The organism is Glycomyces sp. YM15 (assembly GCF_016918015.1).
GTDB lineage: Bacteria > Actinomycetota > Actinomycetes > Mycobacteriales > Micromonosporaceae > Glycomyces.
Genome location: NZ_JAERMK010000008.1, coordinates 15,967 through 29,837, shown reverse-complemented (window position 1 = coordinate 29,837; position 13,871 = coordinate 15,967). Strand labels below are relative to the sequence as shown.

Sequence of the window (13,871 nt, the reverse complement as noted above, 5' to 3'; positions counted from 1 at the left end):
CGAACATGCCAGCCGCCACCCCCGATTTGGTCCTCATCGCCGACAACGATCCCGAGATCGCCGAATTCCTCGCCGCGAGGCTGAGAGCCGACGGCTTCGACACCGCGCTCGCGCGCGACGGCTACCAGGCGCTCGCCGGGATCGCGCTCCGCCGCCCCGGCATCGTCCTGCTCGAAGTCGACCTGCCGTTCATCGACGGCCTCGCCCTCACCCGCCAGCTCCGCGCCGACCCGGCCACCGCGAGCCTGCCGCTCATCCTCCTCGGCGCCGGGCCCTCCTCGGCCGACAAGATCGCCGGACTCAAGGCCGGGGCCGACGACTACATCGCCAAGCCCTTCGACCCCGCCGAGGTCTCGGCCCGCATCGACTCGGCGATCCGCCGCCACCGCGAGGTCCGCGAGTCCTCCCCGCTCACCGGCATGCCCGGCAACGACAGGATCCTCCGCGAACTCCAGGCCTGGATCAAACGCGGCGACCCGTTCGCCCTGTGCTACATCGATATCGACCAGTTCAAAGCGGTGAACGACGTGTACGGGTTCGTGCGCGGCGACGAGTTCATCCGGGCCCTCGCCGAATGCGTGTACGCCGCCGCCGGTGACGCCGGGGCCGCCCCGGTCTTCCTCGGCCACGTCGGCGGCGACGACTTCACCATCCTGTGCCTGCCCGAGCACGCCGAAGCGGTGACCGGCTTCCTCAACGACCACTTCGCGCGCCGCGTCCGCCAACTCTGCGAACCGCGCGACGTCGAGCGCGGCTACATCGAGCACGCCGACCGCACCTCCCGCCGCCTCACCCGCTCGCGCCTGCCCACGCTCTCCACCGGCGTCGCGCTCTCCACGATGCGTCGCTTCGCCGACGCGTACGAGGCCGTCGCCGAGGCCACCACCCTCAAGAGCGTCGCCAAATCCCACCCCGGGAACTACGTGGCCTTCCCCGAGGGCCGCGCGCCCGGCCGTACCAACCGCCGTCCCGTCTTCTGGACGAACGACGGATGAAGACGCCTGTCGTCAGTAGGGTCCGTCACAGTGAGGACCCGGGCGGAATATCCACGTGGCACAATTCCTTGTAGCAAACGCGCGTCAGCGGGGTCGGTGAAATTCCGAGCCGGCGGTGAGCGGGCCCAGGCCCGCGAGTCCGCGACCCGTCCGCATCCAGCGGACGGTTGACCTGGTGAGAATCCAGGACCGACGGTCAAAGTCCGGATGGGAGCAGACGCAGCGCAGGAGGCCACTGGTGGCCCCTGCGAACCATCCTCTTACCCCCGCCTGCGCGCCGCAGATCGCCACGCAAGGTAGGGAGTTCCAACCGTGTTCACCGGAATCGTCGAAGAACTCGGCGAAGTCGTCAAGGCCAGTGAAGCGTTCCTGGCCGTCCGCGGGCCCGTCGTCACCTCCGACGCCGCCCTCGGCGACTCCATCAGCGTCAACGGCGTCTGCCTCACCGTCGTGAGCGTCGAAGGCGATGTCTTCACCGCCGACGTCATGGAGGAGACCTACCGCCGCTCGGTCATCGGCAAGCTCGAACCCGGCGACCCGGTCAACCTCGAGCGCGCCGCCACCCTCACCACCCGCCTCGGCGGGCACCTCGTGCAGGGCCACGTGGACGGCGTCGCCCACATCGTCAAGCGCACCCCCGCCGCCGAGTGGGAGGAAGTCACCTTCCGCCTCCCCGAAGGCCTCGCCAAGTACGTGGTCGAGAAGGGCTCCATCACCATCGACGGCACCTCGCTCACCGTGGCCGCCATCGAAGGCGACGAGTTCAGCGTCGGCCTCATCCCCACCACGCTCGAAGCGACCACCCTGGGCCGCAAGCAGGTCGGCGACCCCGTCCACATCGAGACCGACGTCGTCGCCAAGCACGTCGAGAAACTCCTCCAGTCAGCCGGGAGCATCTGATGAACGACATCCGCATGGACACCGTCGAAGACGCGATCGCCGCGATCGCCGCGGGCCGGGCCGTCATCGTCGCCGACGACGAAGGCCGCGAGAACGAGGGCGACATCATCTTCGCCGCCCAAGACGCCACGCCCGAGCTCGTCGCGTTCACCATCCGCCACACCGGCGGCTACCTGTGCGTGCCGATGCTGCCCGATCGTGCCGACCTGCTCCAACTGCCGCCGCAGGCGGCCGAGAACCAGGACCCGCGCGGCACCGCCTACACGGTCACGGTCGACGCCCGCCGCGGCATCGCCACCGGCATCTCCGCCGCCGACCGCGCCCACACCATCAGCGTGCTCGCCAACCCGGTCACGGTCGCAGGCGACCTGAGCCGCCCCGGCCACGTGGTCCCGCTGCGCGCCAAAGAAGGCGGCGTGCTCGTCCGCACCGGCCACACCGAGGCCGCCGTGGACCTGGCCCGCCTCGCGGGCAAGGAACCCGTCGGCGTCCTCAGCGAGATGATGAACGACGACGGCACCATGATGCGACTGCCCGAGCTCCGCGAATTCGCCGACGAGCACGGCCTCGCGCTCATCACCGTCGCCCAGCTCGTCGAATGGCGCCAGCGCAACGAGGTCCACGTCAAGCGCCTCGCCGAGGCCCGCCTCCCGCTCGAGGCCGGCCAGTTCACCGCCATCGGCTACCGCGCCGTCTTCGACGGCAACGAGCACGTCGCCCTCGTCAAGGGCGACATCGGCAACGGCGAAGACGTGCTCGTGCGCGTCCACTCCGAATGCCTCACCGGCGACGCCTTCGGCTCCCTGCGCTGCGACTGCGGCCCCCAGCTCCAGTCCGCGCTGCGCGCCGTCGAGGCCGAGGGCCGCGGCGTCGTGCTCTACATGCGGGGCCACGAGGGCCGCGGCATCGGCCTGGTCCACAAGCTTCAGGCCTACCAGCTCCAGGACCAGGGCCGCGACACCGTCGACGCGAACCTCGAACTGGGCCTGCCCGCCGACGCCCGCGACTGGGCCATCGGCGCGCAGATCCTCGACGACCTCGGCATCAAGTCGATGCGGCTGCTGACCAACAACCCGGACAAACGCGCCGGCATCGAAGGCCACGGCCTCGAGGTCATCGACCGGGTCGCTCTGCCGACCTACGCCACGCCCGACAACCTCGCCTACCTGACGACCAAGCGCGACCGCATGGGCCACCTGCTCGCCGACCTGCCCGCGCCCGTCCTCGCAATGGAAACCGCGCTGACAAGAGAGGCCGCCTGATGGCCGGACACGGAGCACCCGAGGTCAACGTCCCCGACGCCGCCGGGCTCACCCTCGGCATCGTCGCCACCGACTGGAACACCGAGATCGTCGGCCAGCTGCTCAAGCGCGCGCTCGAGGCCGCCGCCGACGCCAAGGTCGCCGACGTGAAGGTCCTGCACGTCGCCGGGGCGGTCGAACTGCCGATCGCCGCGCAGGCGCTCGCCCGCAGGTACGACGCCGTGGTCGCCCTCGGCACCGTCATCCGCGGCGGCACCGCCCACTTCGACTACGTGTGCAAGTCCGTCACCGAAGGGCTCACCCGGGTCGCACTCGACGAGTCGACCCCCGTCGCCCACGGCGTGCTCACCGTAGACAACCAGGAGCAGGCCCTCGCCCGCGCCGGATACCCCGACTCCACTGAGGACAAGGGCTACGAGGCGGTCGTCGCCGCCCTCGGCGCGGCGCTGGCGATCCGCTCGCTCGATTGACGCCGTGCGGCCCCTGCCTTTTCGAGGCAGGGGCCGCGTGTAGGACCGATGGTGCAGACCGGTCGCGTCTTCAACTGGAGAGCCCGAGCTGGCGCTCGAACTCCGATTCGTCGAAGTACAGGTGATGCTCGGTGATCTTGCCGTCCTTCACGGTCGCGATGTCGCAACTGCGAAGCTTCACCTTCTTCCCGGTGGCCGAGACCGTCTCGCCCGATGGCATCGTCATGTCCCCGGTGTTGGTGCCGACGAAGAAGCCCTCGTCGACCGCCCTGCCGTCGGATTCGAGTTTCATGGTCGTCTCGTAGGCGGCGTCAGGGAACGCGTCGATGAACTGATGCCAGTACTCGGCGATCTTGTCGTGGCCCTTGACCGTTCCGACGTCGGGTGTTATCACCACGGCGTCGTCGCTGTACAGCTCGACCGCGGCGTCGACGTCGTGCATGCCGACTGCAGCCTCGGTCATCCGGTCCAATACCTCTCTGGCTTGGCCCATGGCCATCACCTCCTCACGGCCGATTATGCTGTGCTGCCCGCCGGTCGGGACACCTTCGGAGATATGAGCCGACCGAGCTTGAACTGGGAAGACGTCCCGTCCGTACCGGCATGGCACCGTCTGTCGCGGCCGAGCCGCGTCCGGCGGGCCATCGCTATGTCCGCAGGCCCTCCAGGAGCCGGTCCAGCGCGGCCGTCGCCTGGTCGAGCGCCGCCGGGTCCCCGGACCGGGCGATCCACAGCGCGGCTTCGTTCATCGCCCCCGACAGGAGCCGTGTAAGCGGCTCGATCGGCTGCACGGCGATCACCTTCGCGTCCATCAGCGCCGTGAGGGCTTCGGCGAGGTGCCGCGCCGACGACGCCTCGTCCATCGCGCGCCATTCCTCCCATCCGAGCACGACCGGGGCGTCCTCCAGGAGCACCCGTCGCACGGCCGGATCGGTTCCCGACGCCAGGAACGCCCGGCATCCGGCGCGCAGCTGCTCCCACCGGTCCTCCCGCGCGGCCGCTGCGGCCGCCACGCGGTCCCCGAGCTCGCTCTGAAGCTCGGCGACCACCGCCCGGAACAGCCCGGTCTTGCTCCCGAAATGGTGGTAGGCCGCGCCCTTGGTGGCCCCGATGGCCCGCGCCACCTCGGCCAGGACCACGTGGTGGTACCCATCGTCGGCGAATCGCCTCCGTCCTTCGGCGAGCAGCGCCCGCCGCGTCGCCTCCCGCTGATCGGCCCTGGTCATGCCGCGACCTCACTTTCGCATACCCGGGGTATGTTAGCATCGAGATTCACATACTCGCGGTATGTGAAATCGAGGAACGGAGACCCCGCAATGACCGCCCGACTCAGCGGCTTCTACCCGGTGATCGCCACCGGCGACGTCGCCGCCGCTCACGAGTTCTATTCGCGCCACTTCGGATTCGAGGCCACCTTCACCGCCGACTGGTACGTGAGCCTGCACCGACCCGACGCCCCGGAATACGAACTGGCGCTGCTCGACGGCACCCATCCCACGGTCCCCGAAGGACACCGCGGGTCGCTGACCGGCGGGTTGATCCTCAACTTCGAGGTCGACGACGTCGACGCCGAGCACCGGCGCCTGGTCGGCGAGGCCGGCCTGCGAGAGCTCCTGCCGCTGCGCACCGAGGCGTTCGGCCAGCGTCACTTCATCTGCGAGGCCCCCGACGGCGTCATGATCGACGTCATCACGGTCGTCCCCGCCGAAGGCGAGTTCGCCGAGCAGTACGCGCCGGGACATGAGCCGGGGGGTGCCGCGGCTCAGCCGTAGTGCTGGAGCCGCGGCCAGATCCGGTCCCATGCGAGGACCGGGCCGCGGCAGACGCCGATCACCTGTCCCTGCTCCTCGTTGTCGACACCGAGGCCGTTGTCGAGCTCGGCGGCCCGCTCGCACGAGTCGAAGTAGGGGAGCAGGGTCGCGAGCTCCAGACCCACGGTGACGACCGTGCCGGTGTCCTCCGGAGGCGGGCCGTACTCGTGGAGTTCGTTGTGGCCGCTGAAGACCGGCGGCAGGCCCTCCCCGTATCGCAGTAGCGCCCCGGCCTCGCCGTAGTTCGCGGTGATGATCGCCGCGTGCGCGGCCTCCCCGGCGGGAAGTGAGGCGGCCACGGCCTCCACCTGGTCGGTGTACGCCTGCCAACCGACCCCGTCCGGGACAGAGCTGTTCATGTCGGGGATCGGCGTATCGCCGACGACTTCGACAGGGAGCAGCGGCAGTGCGACCAGAGCTGAAACCGCACTGTTGAGCACCACACCGACCACCGGCATCCGGCGACGGCCCACCGTGCTCGCCCAAGCCGCGACCGGGACGCATCCGGCCGCGTACAGGGCGAAGACCAGGCCCATCGGGTAGTAGAACTGGCCGCCGCTCACCAGCGTGACCAGCAGCAGCACCGGATAGGCCACGGCCAGCGCCCGGACCGGCCGCCACTCGGGCCTGCGCAGCAGCGCGATGAACCCGGCTATCCAGACCGGCACGAGGAACAGCCCGACCAGCAGGAACTGGAAGGGCAGCAGCAGGATCCGATTCTCCGTGCCGTCCGTCTCGTTGATGGCCGCGGCCATCTCCAGCTGCGGCCAATCGTGGGTCGCCTGGTAGACGAGGTTCGGCGAGCCGATCACCAGCGCGACCGCGACCCCGGCCCACAGCCACTTCGACAGCAGGACCGCCCGCGGCCCGGCCGCGAGCAGCGCCAGGCCGAGGCTGAGGAGCAGCAGCACGACGAGATGCTTGTTGTACAAGCCGATCCCGGCCACCGCGCCGACCGCGAGCCACCACTGCGGCCGGTCCCGCAGGAGCGCCTTCACCGCGAACAGCAGCGCCGCCGTCCACACCGCCAGGTCGACCGAGTTCGTCGAGAGCTGGTGACCGAACGCGAGCGCGACCCCGCCGAACGCCAGGCCCCACGCGCAGAGGGCCTGCGCGGCCCTGCCGCCGCCGAGTTCGCGCGTCAGCAGCGCCCCGATCCACAGGAGCCCGACCATGCACAGGATCGACGGGAACCTCAAGGCCCACAGGGAATCGCCGAGCAGCGCGACGGCGGCCTTCCCGAGGAGCGGCGTGAGCGGCGGCTGGTCCACGTACCCCCACGCGGGCTCGAGCATCCGGAAGTACAGCTCGTCGCGGTGGTAGTCGTAGCGGCCGTTGAGGGCCGCGAGGACGGTGGCGAGCACTGCGGAGGCGGCGGCGAGGTGGGCGCGGTACAGGGGAGGGGGCTGCATGGGCGGGCCTTCGTGTCCGGGGGTGGCCCCGATCCTGCCGCAGTGGACGGACGGACGCAACCCGCCAGCCCGTCCCGGCCTCCGGACACCGATGAATCCGCGACGCGGACCTCGTCCTCACCGGTAGGCACTACGAGGAGGATTCGACATGCCCGAACCACAGACCATGGACTACACGTTCACCGCGCCCATCGAGAAGGACGGCGCCTTCGCGACCTTCCTGACCGTGCCCGGCTCGGCCGAGCTGCTCGGCACCCGCAGGGCCGTGAAGGTGACCGGGACCATGGACGGCCACGAGTTCGCCGCCACGCTCATGCCCTCCGGCTCGGGCCCGCACTGGCTCCCGGTGCGGGCCGCGCTGTGCAAGGCCATCGGCAAGAGGGCGGCGGGCGAGGCGGTGACCGTCCACCTGACTCAGCGGCTCACTTAGCGTCGATGCGCGCGAAGTACGCGTCGACCAGGGGCTTGCCGATCCCGGTCATCCACTGCTCGAACGTGAGCAGGCCGGGGTGGATCTCGCGCAGCGCCTCGATGTCGACGGGCAGGGGGTGCGCGTTGAGGATGCCCAGCATCTTCGCGGTGGAGGGGCTGTCCGCGGCGACCTGGTCGGCCGTGATGCCGATGTAGGGCACCTCGCGTCCGACGACGCGGCCGATGAGCGCGGCCTTTTCGGTCTGGCCGAGGTTGTCGCCGGCCAGCTCGTACACCTGCCCCCGGTGCCGTTCCGGGTCGGCGAACGCGATCGCGGCGAAGGCGGCGATGTCGTCGGCGGCGATGTGCGGCTCGAGCGTGTCGGCGTTGAGCATCGAGACCAGCGCGCCGTCCTGCAGCTCGCGGAAGGAGTCGAACGTGTTCTCCATGAACGAGCTCGGGCGCAGGATCGTGTGCGGCACCCCGCTCGCGCCGATCGCGCGCTCGGCTTCGGCCTTGCGCTGCAGCATGTCCATCACGGCTTCGAGGGGGCCGCCGACTCCGATCGAGGACGAGTGCACGAGGTGCGCGACGCCCGCGGCCTTCGCGGCGGCGCCGATGTTCGCGGCGCTGCGGCGCTCGTGGTCGAGGTCGTGTCCGTAGGGGCCGCCCTCGTAGGCTCCGGCGTGCACGCTGAAGACGCCGAAGGCGCCCGCCGCGGCGGCGTCGAGCGAGGCCCGGTCGTCGAGGTCGCCGGCGACGACTTCGACCCCGGCCTCTTTGAGCGTCTTGGCCTTCGCGCCACCGGGGTCGCGGGTGAGGGCCCGCACGTGCCAGCCGTCGGCGAGCAGTCGGGCGGCGACGGCCCCGCCCTGGCGGCCGGTCGCGCCGGTCACGAGGACGGTCTTCTCGGATGCAGGCATGGGTGTTCCTTTCGTTCACGGGGTGCGCCGACTACTATCGGGAGAGGCGACCCGGTTTCTGAAACGGAACACTACACCCGTTTAAGCGAGTCCACGAGAGGGGGACCCATGCCCGCCACCGCCCGGCGCGCCGAACGCGCCGACTCCCAGCGCAACCGCCAGAACGTCCTCGAGACGGCCGACCGGCTCTTCGCCGAACGCGGTGCCGCGGTGTCCCTCAACGAGATCGCCGTCGCTGCCGGCGTCGGCGCGGGCACCGTCTACCGGCACTTCCCGACCAAGGACGCGCTGCTCGCCACCGTCCTCGACCAGCGGCTCGGCCAGCTGGGGGAGTACGGCGAGCGGGCGCTGGCCATGCCCGACCCGGAAACGGCCTTCTTCTCCTACCTGCGGTTCATCACCGAGCAGGCCCTCGCCAACAGGGCGATCTGCGAGGCCCTGGTCGCGCGCGGCGACTGGCAGGAGCCCTCCAAGGCGATCGGCCGCTGCGTGCTCGACTCCCCACTCTCGCTCCTGCTCGCGCGGGCCCAGCGGGCGGGCGTGGTCAGGAGCGACCTCGATGTCGAGGACGTGCGCGCCCTGCTCACCGGCTGCACGGCCAGGATCGACGATCCCGCACGCGCCCAACGGCTTCTGGAAGTCCTCTGGGACGGCTTCCGCGCGAAACGAAACCCTGAGGTTCGTAACGAAACCCCGGCGATTGCCGAACTCCGTAACGAAACGAAACGGAACTGCCCGGTCTGCGGCGGCCCGCTTCCCGAGACTGCCACCGGTCGCCCCGCGAAGTACTGCTCGGGGGCCTGCCGCCAGAAGGCGTTCCGCGAGAAACGCAAGACTACGTAGTCACAGGTCGGCCTCAAGGCCTTCCCCTTTGGCAACCGCTCGCCTAGGATCGGTCCCGCATCTGCCGAGACCACTGGAGGAGGCCGCCATGGCCCGCAGGTTCGCCACTCACGAGCGGCGCGAGGTCGCCGCGCTCGACGGCATCTGGGACTTCGCGTTCCTGGGCGACGCCGACCCCGACTCGATCGCCGTCGACCGGATCGCCTTCGACGACGTGATGGCGGTGCCCGGCTGCTTCGACGCCACTCCCGCCTACGCCGGGAAGCGCGGCCTGGCCGCGTACCGCATCCGCGTCCACGTCGAGTCCGGCGTGCAGCGCCTCGTCTTCGACGGCGTCCAGCACTGGTGCCGCGCCTTCTGGAACGGCGAACGCATCCAGGAGCACGCCGGCGGCTTCTCGCGCTTCACGGCCGAGACCGAGGCCGACGCGGGCACCGCCGAGATCGTCGTCCTCGTCGACAACCGGTTCGACGAGCGCTCCCCGCTCCACATGGAGCACTTCGACTGGTACGCGTACGGGGGCCTCTCCCGCAGCGTCGAGCTCCACCGGCTGGGCCCGGTGCGGATCGACGGACTGCGGGTCGCCACCGAGTCGGTCGCCGACCGGCGTGTGAGCGTCCGCATCGACTACTCGGCGGGCACCGCAACGCAGGTGCCGCTCGAGATCGAGTGCGACGGCCGGACCGTCCTCACCGAACCGGTCGACCTCCAGACCTCCGGCAGCCTCGAACGCATCCTCGAACTCCCTTGGGCCGCACCATGGTCGCCCGCCGAGCCGAACCTGGGCATCCTCACCGTGCGCCTCGGCGACGACGATCTGCGCGAGCGCTTCGGCCTCCGCGAGATCGGCACCGAGAACGCTCGCATCACCGTCAACGGCGAACCCCTCACGCTCATGGGCGTCAACCGCCACGAAGCCCACCCGCAGTTCGGTCACACCCAGCCCGAAGCGCTGCTCGTCAACGACGTGCAGCAGCTCCAGGACCTCGGCTGCAACTTCGTGCGCGGCAGCCACTACCCGCTCGACCCGCTGTTCCTCGACCTGTGCGACGAGGCCGGCATCCTGGTGTGGTGCGAGTCGATCGGCTGGCAGTACCCGGTCGAGCACCTCACCGACCCCGGCTTCATCGAAGCGCAGGTCGCGCACATCGACGAGATGGTCGCCGCCTCGCAGAACCACCCTTCGATCATCCTTTGGGGCATCCTGAACGAGTGCCCGAGCTGGTCCGAAGCGGGGCGGCCGGTCTATGCGACGCTGCTCGGGCGCCTGCGCGAGCTCGACGACTCCCGCCCGGTCACCTACGCGGCCATCAACGCCCATGACGACAAGTGCTTCGACCTGGTCGACGTCGTCGCCGCGAACACCTACCCGGGCTGGTACTTCGGCGACCTCCCCGACATCCCGGGCGAGCTCGACCGCATCAGCGCCCGCGTGGACGCCCTCGGACTGGGGGACAAGCCGCTCATCATCTCCGAGATCGGCGCGGGCGCGGTGCCGGGCCACGTCGACCAGCTCGGATCACTGTGGACCGAGGACTACCAGTCGCGCCTGCTCGACACCGTGATCGGGCATCTCCTCGACGGCCAGGACCGGATCTCGGGCCTCGCCATCTGGGTGCTCGGCGACTTCAGGACCACCGAGCAGCGGGACTTCCTGCTCCGGCGCCCGCGCGGCGTGAACGACAAGGGCCTCATCGACGAGTACCGCCGCCCCAAACTGGCCTACCGGACCGTGCAGGGGCACTTTCGAGGGGAGCACGGCCGTCGCGACCAGGCATGACGCGCGGGCGGATCGCCTCAGCGGCGCTTGACCTTCTGCAGGGCCTCACGGCCGCGCTCGGGAAGCTCGGAGGCCGCCGAGAGGAGCGCCTCGCGCGCGTCCTCCAGCGCCGAGACTGCCCGCTGGTAGCCCTTCGCGGATCTGCGCCGGTCGTAGGCGATCTTGCCTCCGACCACCGCGGCCGCCACCACGACCACCGCGGCCGCGGCGAGGGCGAGCGTGCGGCGGCCGTTCCTGGCGGCGGGCCAGAGGTCGTCATCGGTGCCGTACTCGTCGAATTCCATGCGGGCGCCCTCGTTCTCGGCGAGGTCGGACAGGCGCAGCGCGTCGCTCTCGTCCGCCGGTTCCCCGCCGTGGTCCGGCATTTCCTTCTGCGATTTCATGGTCGCACCCTCCCTCGGTCGGACCGGCGTCCCGAGCCGTGGGCCCGGATGCCGTCAACCCGGAGTTTACCCAGTACGACAACGAATGCGATGCCTTGAACCGTGAAGATTTCCGCGGTTCAAGGCATCGCGGCCGCCGATCTAGGTCGAGAGCGAGTAGCTGTTCATCCGGAAGTCGCGCCCGCCGGAGGACGAGGTGATCTCCCAGCCGAGCTGGATCTGGTCGATGCGCACGTTGGGCATCCGGCCCTGGTTCACCAGCCACTGGCAGATCGGCGTGATGTTCACCGTGCCGCTCGTGAACTGGCTCGTCGCCATGAAGCTGTAGACGGGGTTGCCGCCGTTGTGCCCCTGGTGGTAGTTCCAGTTGCGTCCGCCGAGGTTGACGTTGGTGACGTAGCCGCCGATCGGGCCGACGTTGGACGTCCACTGCGTCCAGATCATGATCTCGTGCGCGTGGCCGTTGCCCCACACGTCGTAGGTGGTGTTGTACGCCAGGCCCGAGCCCGAGCCGGGCACGGTGGCGTTGAAGGAGCTGGACACGTTCCCCATGTTGGAGACGTTGCGCCCCAGCGTGTAGGAGACGTTCGGGTAGGACTTGATCCCGCCGGTGTTCGGGTGGTTCGCCCACACGCCCCAGTTGCTGTAGGAGTTCGCCCAGATCGACTGCGGCCCGTAGCCGCCGCCCCAGACGTTGTTGTAGAGCGTGTAGGCGCCGTTCTGCCAGGATCCCCAGCGGTCCGAGGAGGACCAGTTGGCGGCCTGCGCGGGGGACTGGAGGGCGCCGACGGCGCCCGCGGTGGCCAGGGGGGCGGCCAGCGCGGCGGAGAGGATCGATCTGCGTCGCATGAAGAGCATGCCTTTCTCGAGGTCATGGTTTCAGTCACCGGGAGGATATCGACGATTAAATATCGACAAATCCCGATACGTTAATTAGATCATGCGACCAAATTAAAGTCCATACCGGCCGTGAACTGTGAAATCCCCACCCTCGCGCGCGCTAGGCGAAGCACGTGTTCGCACAGCGGCGGGGCCGGATCGGACGGTGAGCGAGTAGTCGTCCACCGTGAAGTCGTGCCCGCCCGCGGCGGAGGTGATCTCCCAGCCGAACTGGATCTGGTCGATCCGCACCTCCGGCATGTGGCCCTGGGCGACCAGCCACCGGCAGTGGCCCGTGTTGTCGATCGAGGTCTCGGTGCGCTGCGAGTTCGCGAGGAAGCTGTAGACCGCGCTGGCGCCGTTGCTGCCCTGGTGGTACGTCCAGGTCTGCGCCCATGCCGGGAGGGTGCCGACCGTCGCCGTGCCCGCTGCGAGCGAGGCCGCACCGGCGGTGAAGAGCGTTCTGCGTCGCATATCGCCTGCCTTCCGTTGCCCCGTTCGACGCTATATAGGACGACAAAACGGGTCGAATGATGACAACCGGATGAGATCACACGACCCGGCTAAGTCTCACGTTGGGTGCGACCTGGGTCTCACCGTCCCGGCCAGCGGTCGCCCCAGGCGGTTCGCGGTCGCCGCATCCAGGCCCGCCACGTAGAATTCCGGCCGTGAAGACCTTCGAGCAGCTCTACGCCGAACTCGCCGACAAAGCCGCCACCCGACCCGAAGGGTCGGGCACCGTCGCCCAACTCGACGCAGGCGTCCATGCCATCGGCAAGAAGATCGTCGAAGAGGCGGCCGAGGTCTGGATGGCCGCCGAATACGAGTCGGACGAGGCCGCGGCCGAGGAGATCTCCCAGCTCCTCTACCACCTCCAGGTGATGATGGTCGCCCGCGGCATCAGCCTCGACGACGTGTACCGGTACCTCTAACCAGCTTCTGAAAGGCCCATCCGCATGCTCCGCATCGCCGTGCCCAACAAGGGATCGCTCTCCCAGGGCGCCACCGACATGCTCACCGAGGCGGGCTACCGCCAACGCGGCTCCAGCCGCGACCTGCAGTCCCTCGACACCGCCAACGACGTCGAATTCTTCTACCTGCGCCCCAGCGACATCGCCACCTACGTCGCCTCAGGCGACCTCGACCTCGGCATCACCGGCCAGGACCTCGCCGTGAACTCCGGCGAAGAGGTCGAAGAGGTGCTCGCGCTCGGCTTCGGCCGCTCCACCTTCCGGTACGCCGCCCGCCCGGGCACCGTCGACACCGTGAAAGGCCTCGACGGCAAGCGCATCGCGACCTCCTTCCCCGGCGTCGTCCGCAGCGACCTCGAGAAGCACGGAGTGAACGCCGAGATCGTCAAGCTCGCCGGCGCGGTCGAGAACGCCATCGCCCTGGGCGTCGCCGACGCCATCGCCGACGTCGTCGAGACCGGCACCACCCTCAAGCAGGCCGGACTCGCCATCTTCGGCGAACCGATCATGCAGTCCGAGGCGGTCCTCGTCCGCAAGGCCGGCAACGGCCAGTCCGCGGCCGTCGAGCAGCTGCTGCGCCGCCTGCGCGGCGTGCTCGTGGCCCGCTCCTACGTGATGCTCGCCTACGACGTGCGCGCCGAACTCCTCGAAGCCGCCGTCGAGCTGACCCCCGGCATCGAATCGCCGACGGTCTCCCCGCTGCATCGGGAAGGCTGGGTCGCGGTCCAGTCGATGACCGAGCGCGCCGACCTCCACCGGGTCATGGACGCCCTCTACGAGATCGGCGCCCGCGGCATCCTGGCCTCCAACATCGACGCCTGCCGCCTCTGA

At 69.7% G+C, this 13,871-nt stretch carries 17 protein-coding genes and 1 riboswitch; of the genes, 10 read left to right on the top strand and 7 right to left on the bottom strand.

Annotated elements, in window-relative coordinates:
- The first annotated feature begins 5 nt into the window (after nucleotides 1-5).
- The 4 genes from JHY01_RS10700 to ribH all read left to right on the top strand — a co-directional run bounded on the left by JHY01_RS10700 (nucleotide 6) and on the right by ribH (nucleotide 3,627).
- The gene (locus JHY01_RS10700) at nucleotides 6-995 is read left to right on the top strand and encodes a diguanylate cyclase (protein ID WP_205325626.1); all 990 of its coding nucleotides are present in this window, start codon (nucleotides 6-8) and stop codon (nucleotides 993-995) included.
- Between the two features lie 79 nt (nucleotides 996-1,074).
- Nucleotides 1,075-1,218, top strand: a riboswitch (FMN riboswitch).
- Nucleotides 1,219-1,307: 89 nt separating this feature from the next.
- Complete coding sequence (locus JHY01_RS10695) at nucleotides 1,308-1,895, top strand: riboflavin synthase (RefSeq protein ID WP_205325625.1); 588 nt, start codon at nucleotides 1,308-1,310, stop codon at nucleotides 1,893-1,895.
- On the top strand, nucleotides 1,895-3,157 hold the full coding sequence (locus JHY01_RS10690; protein ID WP_205325624.1) for a bifunctional 3,4-dihydroxy-2-butanone-4-phosphate synthase/GTP cyclohydrolase II: 1,263 nt from the start codon (nucleotides 1,895-1,897) through the stop codon (nucleotides 3,155-3,157). Before JHY01_RS10695 ends, JHY01_RS10690 begins: the two co-directional genes overlap by 1 nt.
- Nucleotides 3,157-3,627 carry a 6,7-dimethyl-8-ribityllumazine synthase gene (ribH, locus tag JHY01_RS10685; RefSeq protein WP_205325623.1) on the top strand — a complete coding sequence of 157 codons (471 nt, stop codon included), beginning with the start codon at nucleotides 3,157-3,159 and terminating at the stop codon, nucleotides 3,625-3,627. Before JHY01_RS10690 ends, ribH begins: the two co-directional genes overlap by 1 nt.
- A 70-nt stretch (nucleotides 3,628-3,697) precedes the next feature.
- On the opposite strand, the gene JHY01_RS10680 is transcribed toward ribH, so the two are convergent.
- A complete protein-coding gene (locus JHY01_RS10680; protein ID WP_205325622.1) occupies nucleotides 3,698-4,120 on the bottom strand; it encodes an ester cyclase in 423 nt (140 codons plus the stop codon).
- Between the two features lie 154 nt (nucleotides 4,121-4,274).
- Entirely contained in the window at nucleotides 4,275-4,853 is a 579-nt protein-coding gene (locus tag JHY01_RS10675; protein WP_205325621.1) for a TetR/AcrR family transcriptional regulator, read from the bottom strand.
- Nucleotides 4,854-4,943: 90 nt separating this feature from the next.
- On the opposite strand from JHY01_RS10675, the gene JHY01_RS10670 reads away from it, so the two are divergent.
- Nucleotides 4,944-5,399, top strand: coding sequence for a VOC family protein (locus JHY01_RS10670; RefSeq protein ID WP_205325620.1), 456 nt, complete (start codon nucleotides 4,944-4,946; stop codon nucleotides 5,397-5,399).
- On the opposite strand, the gene JHY01_RS10665 is transcribed toward JHY01_RS10670, so the two are convergent.
- The gene (locus tag JHY01_RS10665) at nucleotides 5,390-6,850 is read right to left on the bottom strand and encodes a glycosyltransferase family 39 protein (protein ID WP_205325619.1); all 1,461 of its coding nucleotides are present in this window, start codon (nucleotides 6,848-6,850) and stop codon (nucleotides 5,390-5,392) included. The genes JHY01_RS10670 and JHY01_RS10665 overlap by 10 nt on opposite strands.
- A gap of 148 nt (nucleotides 6,851-6,998) precedes the next feature.
- Between JHY01_RS10665 and JHY01_RS10660 the strand changes: the two genes are divergently transcribed.
- Entirely contained in the window at nucleotides 6,999-7,280 is a 282-nt protein-coding gene (locus tag JHY01_RS10660; RefSeq protein WP_205325618.1) for a DUF1905 domain-containing protein, read from the top strand.
- On the opposite strand, the gene JHY01_RS10655 is transcribed toward JHY01_RS10660, so the two are convergent.
- A complete protein-coding gene (locus JHY01_RS10655; RefSeq protein ID WP_205325617.1) occupies nucleotides 7,273-8,184 on the bottom strand; it encodes an NmrA family NAD(P)-binding protein in 912 nt (303 codons plus the stop codon). The genes JHY01_RS10660 and JHY01_RS10655 overlap by 8 nt on opposite strands.
- 108 nt (nucleotides 8,185-8,292) lie before the next feature.
- On the opposite strand from JHY01_RS10655, the gene JHY01_RS10650 reads away from it, so the two are divergent.
- Together JHY01_RS10650 and JHY01_RS10645 are read left to right on the top strand one after the other, a co-directional pair.
- Nucleotides 8,293-9,027, top strand: coding sequence for a TetR/AcrR family transcriptional regulator (locus tag JHY01_RS10650; RefSeq protein ID WP_205325616.1), 735 nt, complete (start codon nucleotides 8,293-8,295; stop codon nucleotides 9,025-9,027).
- A gap of 88 nt (nucleotides 9,028-9,115) precedes the next feature.
- Nucleotides 9,116-10,807 carry a glycoside hydrolase family 2 protein gene (locus JHY01_RS10645; protein WP_205325615.1) on the top strand — a complete coding sequence of 564 codons (1,692 nt, stop codon included), beginning with the start codon at nucleotides 9,116-9,118 and terminating at the stop codon, nucleotides 10,805-10,807.
- Between the two features lie 17 nt (nucleotides 10,808-10,824).
- Here JHY01_RS10645 and JHY01_RS10640 read toward each other — a convergent pair whose 3' ends face one another.
- The 3 genes from JHY01_RS10640 to JHY01_RS10630 all read right to left on the bottom strand — a co-directional run bounded on the left by JHY01_RS10640 (nucleotide 10,825) and on the right by JHY01_RS10630 (nucleotide 12,543).
- Nucleotides 10,825-11,190, bottom strand: coding sequence for a hypothetical protein (locus tag JHY01_RS10640; RefSeq protein WP_205325614.1), 366 nt, complete (start codon nucleotides 11,188-11,190; stop codon nucleotides 10,825-10,827).
- Nucleotides 11,191-11,331: 141 nt separating this feature from the next.
- Nucleotides 11,332-12,039, bottom strand: coding sequence for a hypothetical protein (locus JHY01_RS10635; protein ID WP_205325613.1), 708 nt, complete (start codon nucleotides 12,037-12,039; stop codon nucleotides 11,332-11,334).
- Between the two features lie 102 nt (nucleotides 12,040-12,141).
- On the bottom strand, nucleotides 12,142-12,543 hold the full coding sequence (locus JHY01_RS10630; protein ID WP_205325612.1) for a hypothetical protein: 402 nt from the start codon (nucleotides 12,541-12,543) through the stop codon (nucleotides 12,142-12,144).
- Nucleotides 12,544-12,737: 194 nt separating this feature from the next.
- Between JHY01_RS10630 and JHY01_RS10625 the strand changes: the two genes are divergently transcribed.
- Nucleotides 12,738-13,001: a phosphoribosyl-ATP diphosphatase gene (locus JHY01_RS10625; RefSeq protein ID WP_270109719.1), complete on the top strand. Its 264-nt coding sequence runs from the start codon at nucleotides 12,738-12,740 to the stop codon at nucleotides 12,999-13,001.
- Nucleotides 13,002-13,025: 24 nt separating this feature from the next.
- Entirely contained in the window at nucleotides 13,026-13,871 is an 846-nt protein-coding gene (gene hisG, locus JHY01_RS10620; RefSeq protein ID WP_205325611.1) for an ATP phosphoribosyltransferase, read from the top strand.

Coding starts and splice junctions, on each gene's coding strand:
- JHY01_RS10700 (WP_205325626.1), top strand. CDS start 6: ATGCCAGCCGCCACCCCCGATTTGGTCCTCATCGCCGACAACGATCCC.
- JHY01_RS10690 (WP_205325624.1), top strand. CDS start 1,895: ATGAACGACATCCGCATGGACACCGTCGAAGACGCGATCGCCGCGATC.
- ribH (WP_205325623.1), top strand. CDS start 3,157: ATGGCCGGACACGGAGCACCCGAGGTCAACGTCCCCGACGCCGCCGGG.
- JHY01_RS10680 (WP_205325622.1), bottom strand. CDS start 4,120: ATGGGCCAAGCCAGAGAGGTATTGGACCGGATGACCGAGGCTGCAGTC.
- JHY01_RS10675 (WP_205325621.1), bottom strand. CDS start 4,853: ATGACCAGGGCCGATCAGCGGGAGGCGACGCGGCGGGCGCTGCTCGCC.
- JHY01_RS10670 (WP_205325620.1), top strand. CDS start 4,944: ATGACCGCCCGACTCAGCGGCTTCTACCCGGTGATCGCCACCGGCGAC.
- JHY01_RS10665 (WP_205325619.1), bottom strand. CDS start 6,850: ATGCAGCCCCCTCCCCTGTACCGCGCCCACCTCGCCGCCGCCTCCGCA.
- JHY01_RS10660 (WP_205325618.1), top strand. CDS start 6,999: ATGCCCGAACCACAGACCATGGACTACACGTTCACCGCGCCCATCGAG.
- JHY01_RS10655 (WP_205325617.1), bottom strand. CDS start 8,184: ATGCCTGCATCCGAGAAGACCGTCCTCGTGACCGGCGCGACCGGCCGC.
- JHY01_RS10650 (WP_205325616.1), top strand. CDS start 8,293: ATGCCCGCCACCGCCCGGCGCGCCGAACGCGCCGACTCCCAGCGCAAC.
- JHY01_RS10645 (WP_205325615.1), top strand. CDS start 9,116: ATGGCCCGCAGGTTCGCCACTCACGAGCGGCGCGAGGTCGCCGCGCTC.
- JHY01_RS10640 (WP_205325614.1), bottom strand. CDS start 11,190: ATGAAATCGCAGAAGGAAATGCCGGACCACGGCGGGGAACCGGCGGAC.
- JHY01_RS10635 (WP_205325613.1), bottom strand. CDS start 12,039: ATGCGACGCAGATCGATCCTCTCCGCCGCGCTGGCCGCCCCCCTGGCC.
- JHY01_RS10630 (WP_205325612.1), bottom strand. CDS start 12,543: ATGCGACGCAGAACGCTCTTCACCGCCGGTGCGGCCTCGCTCGCAGCG.
- hisG (WP_205325611.1), top strand. CDS start 13,026: ATGCTCCGCATCGCCGTGCCCAACAAGGGATCGCTCTCCCAGGGCGCC.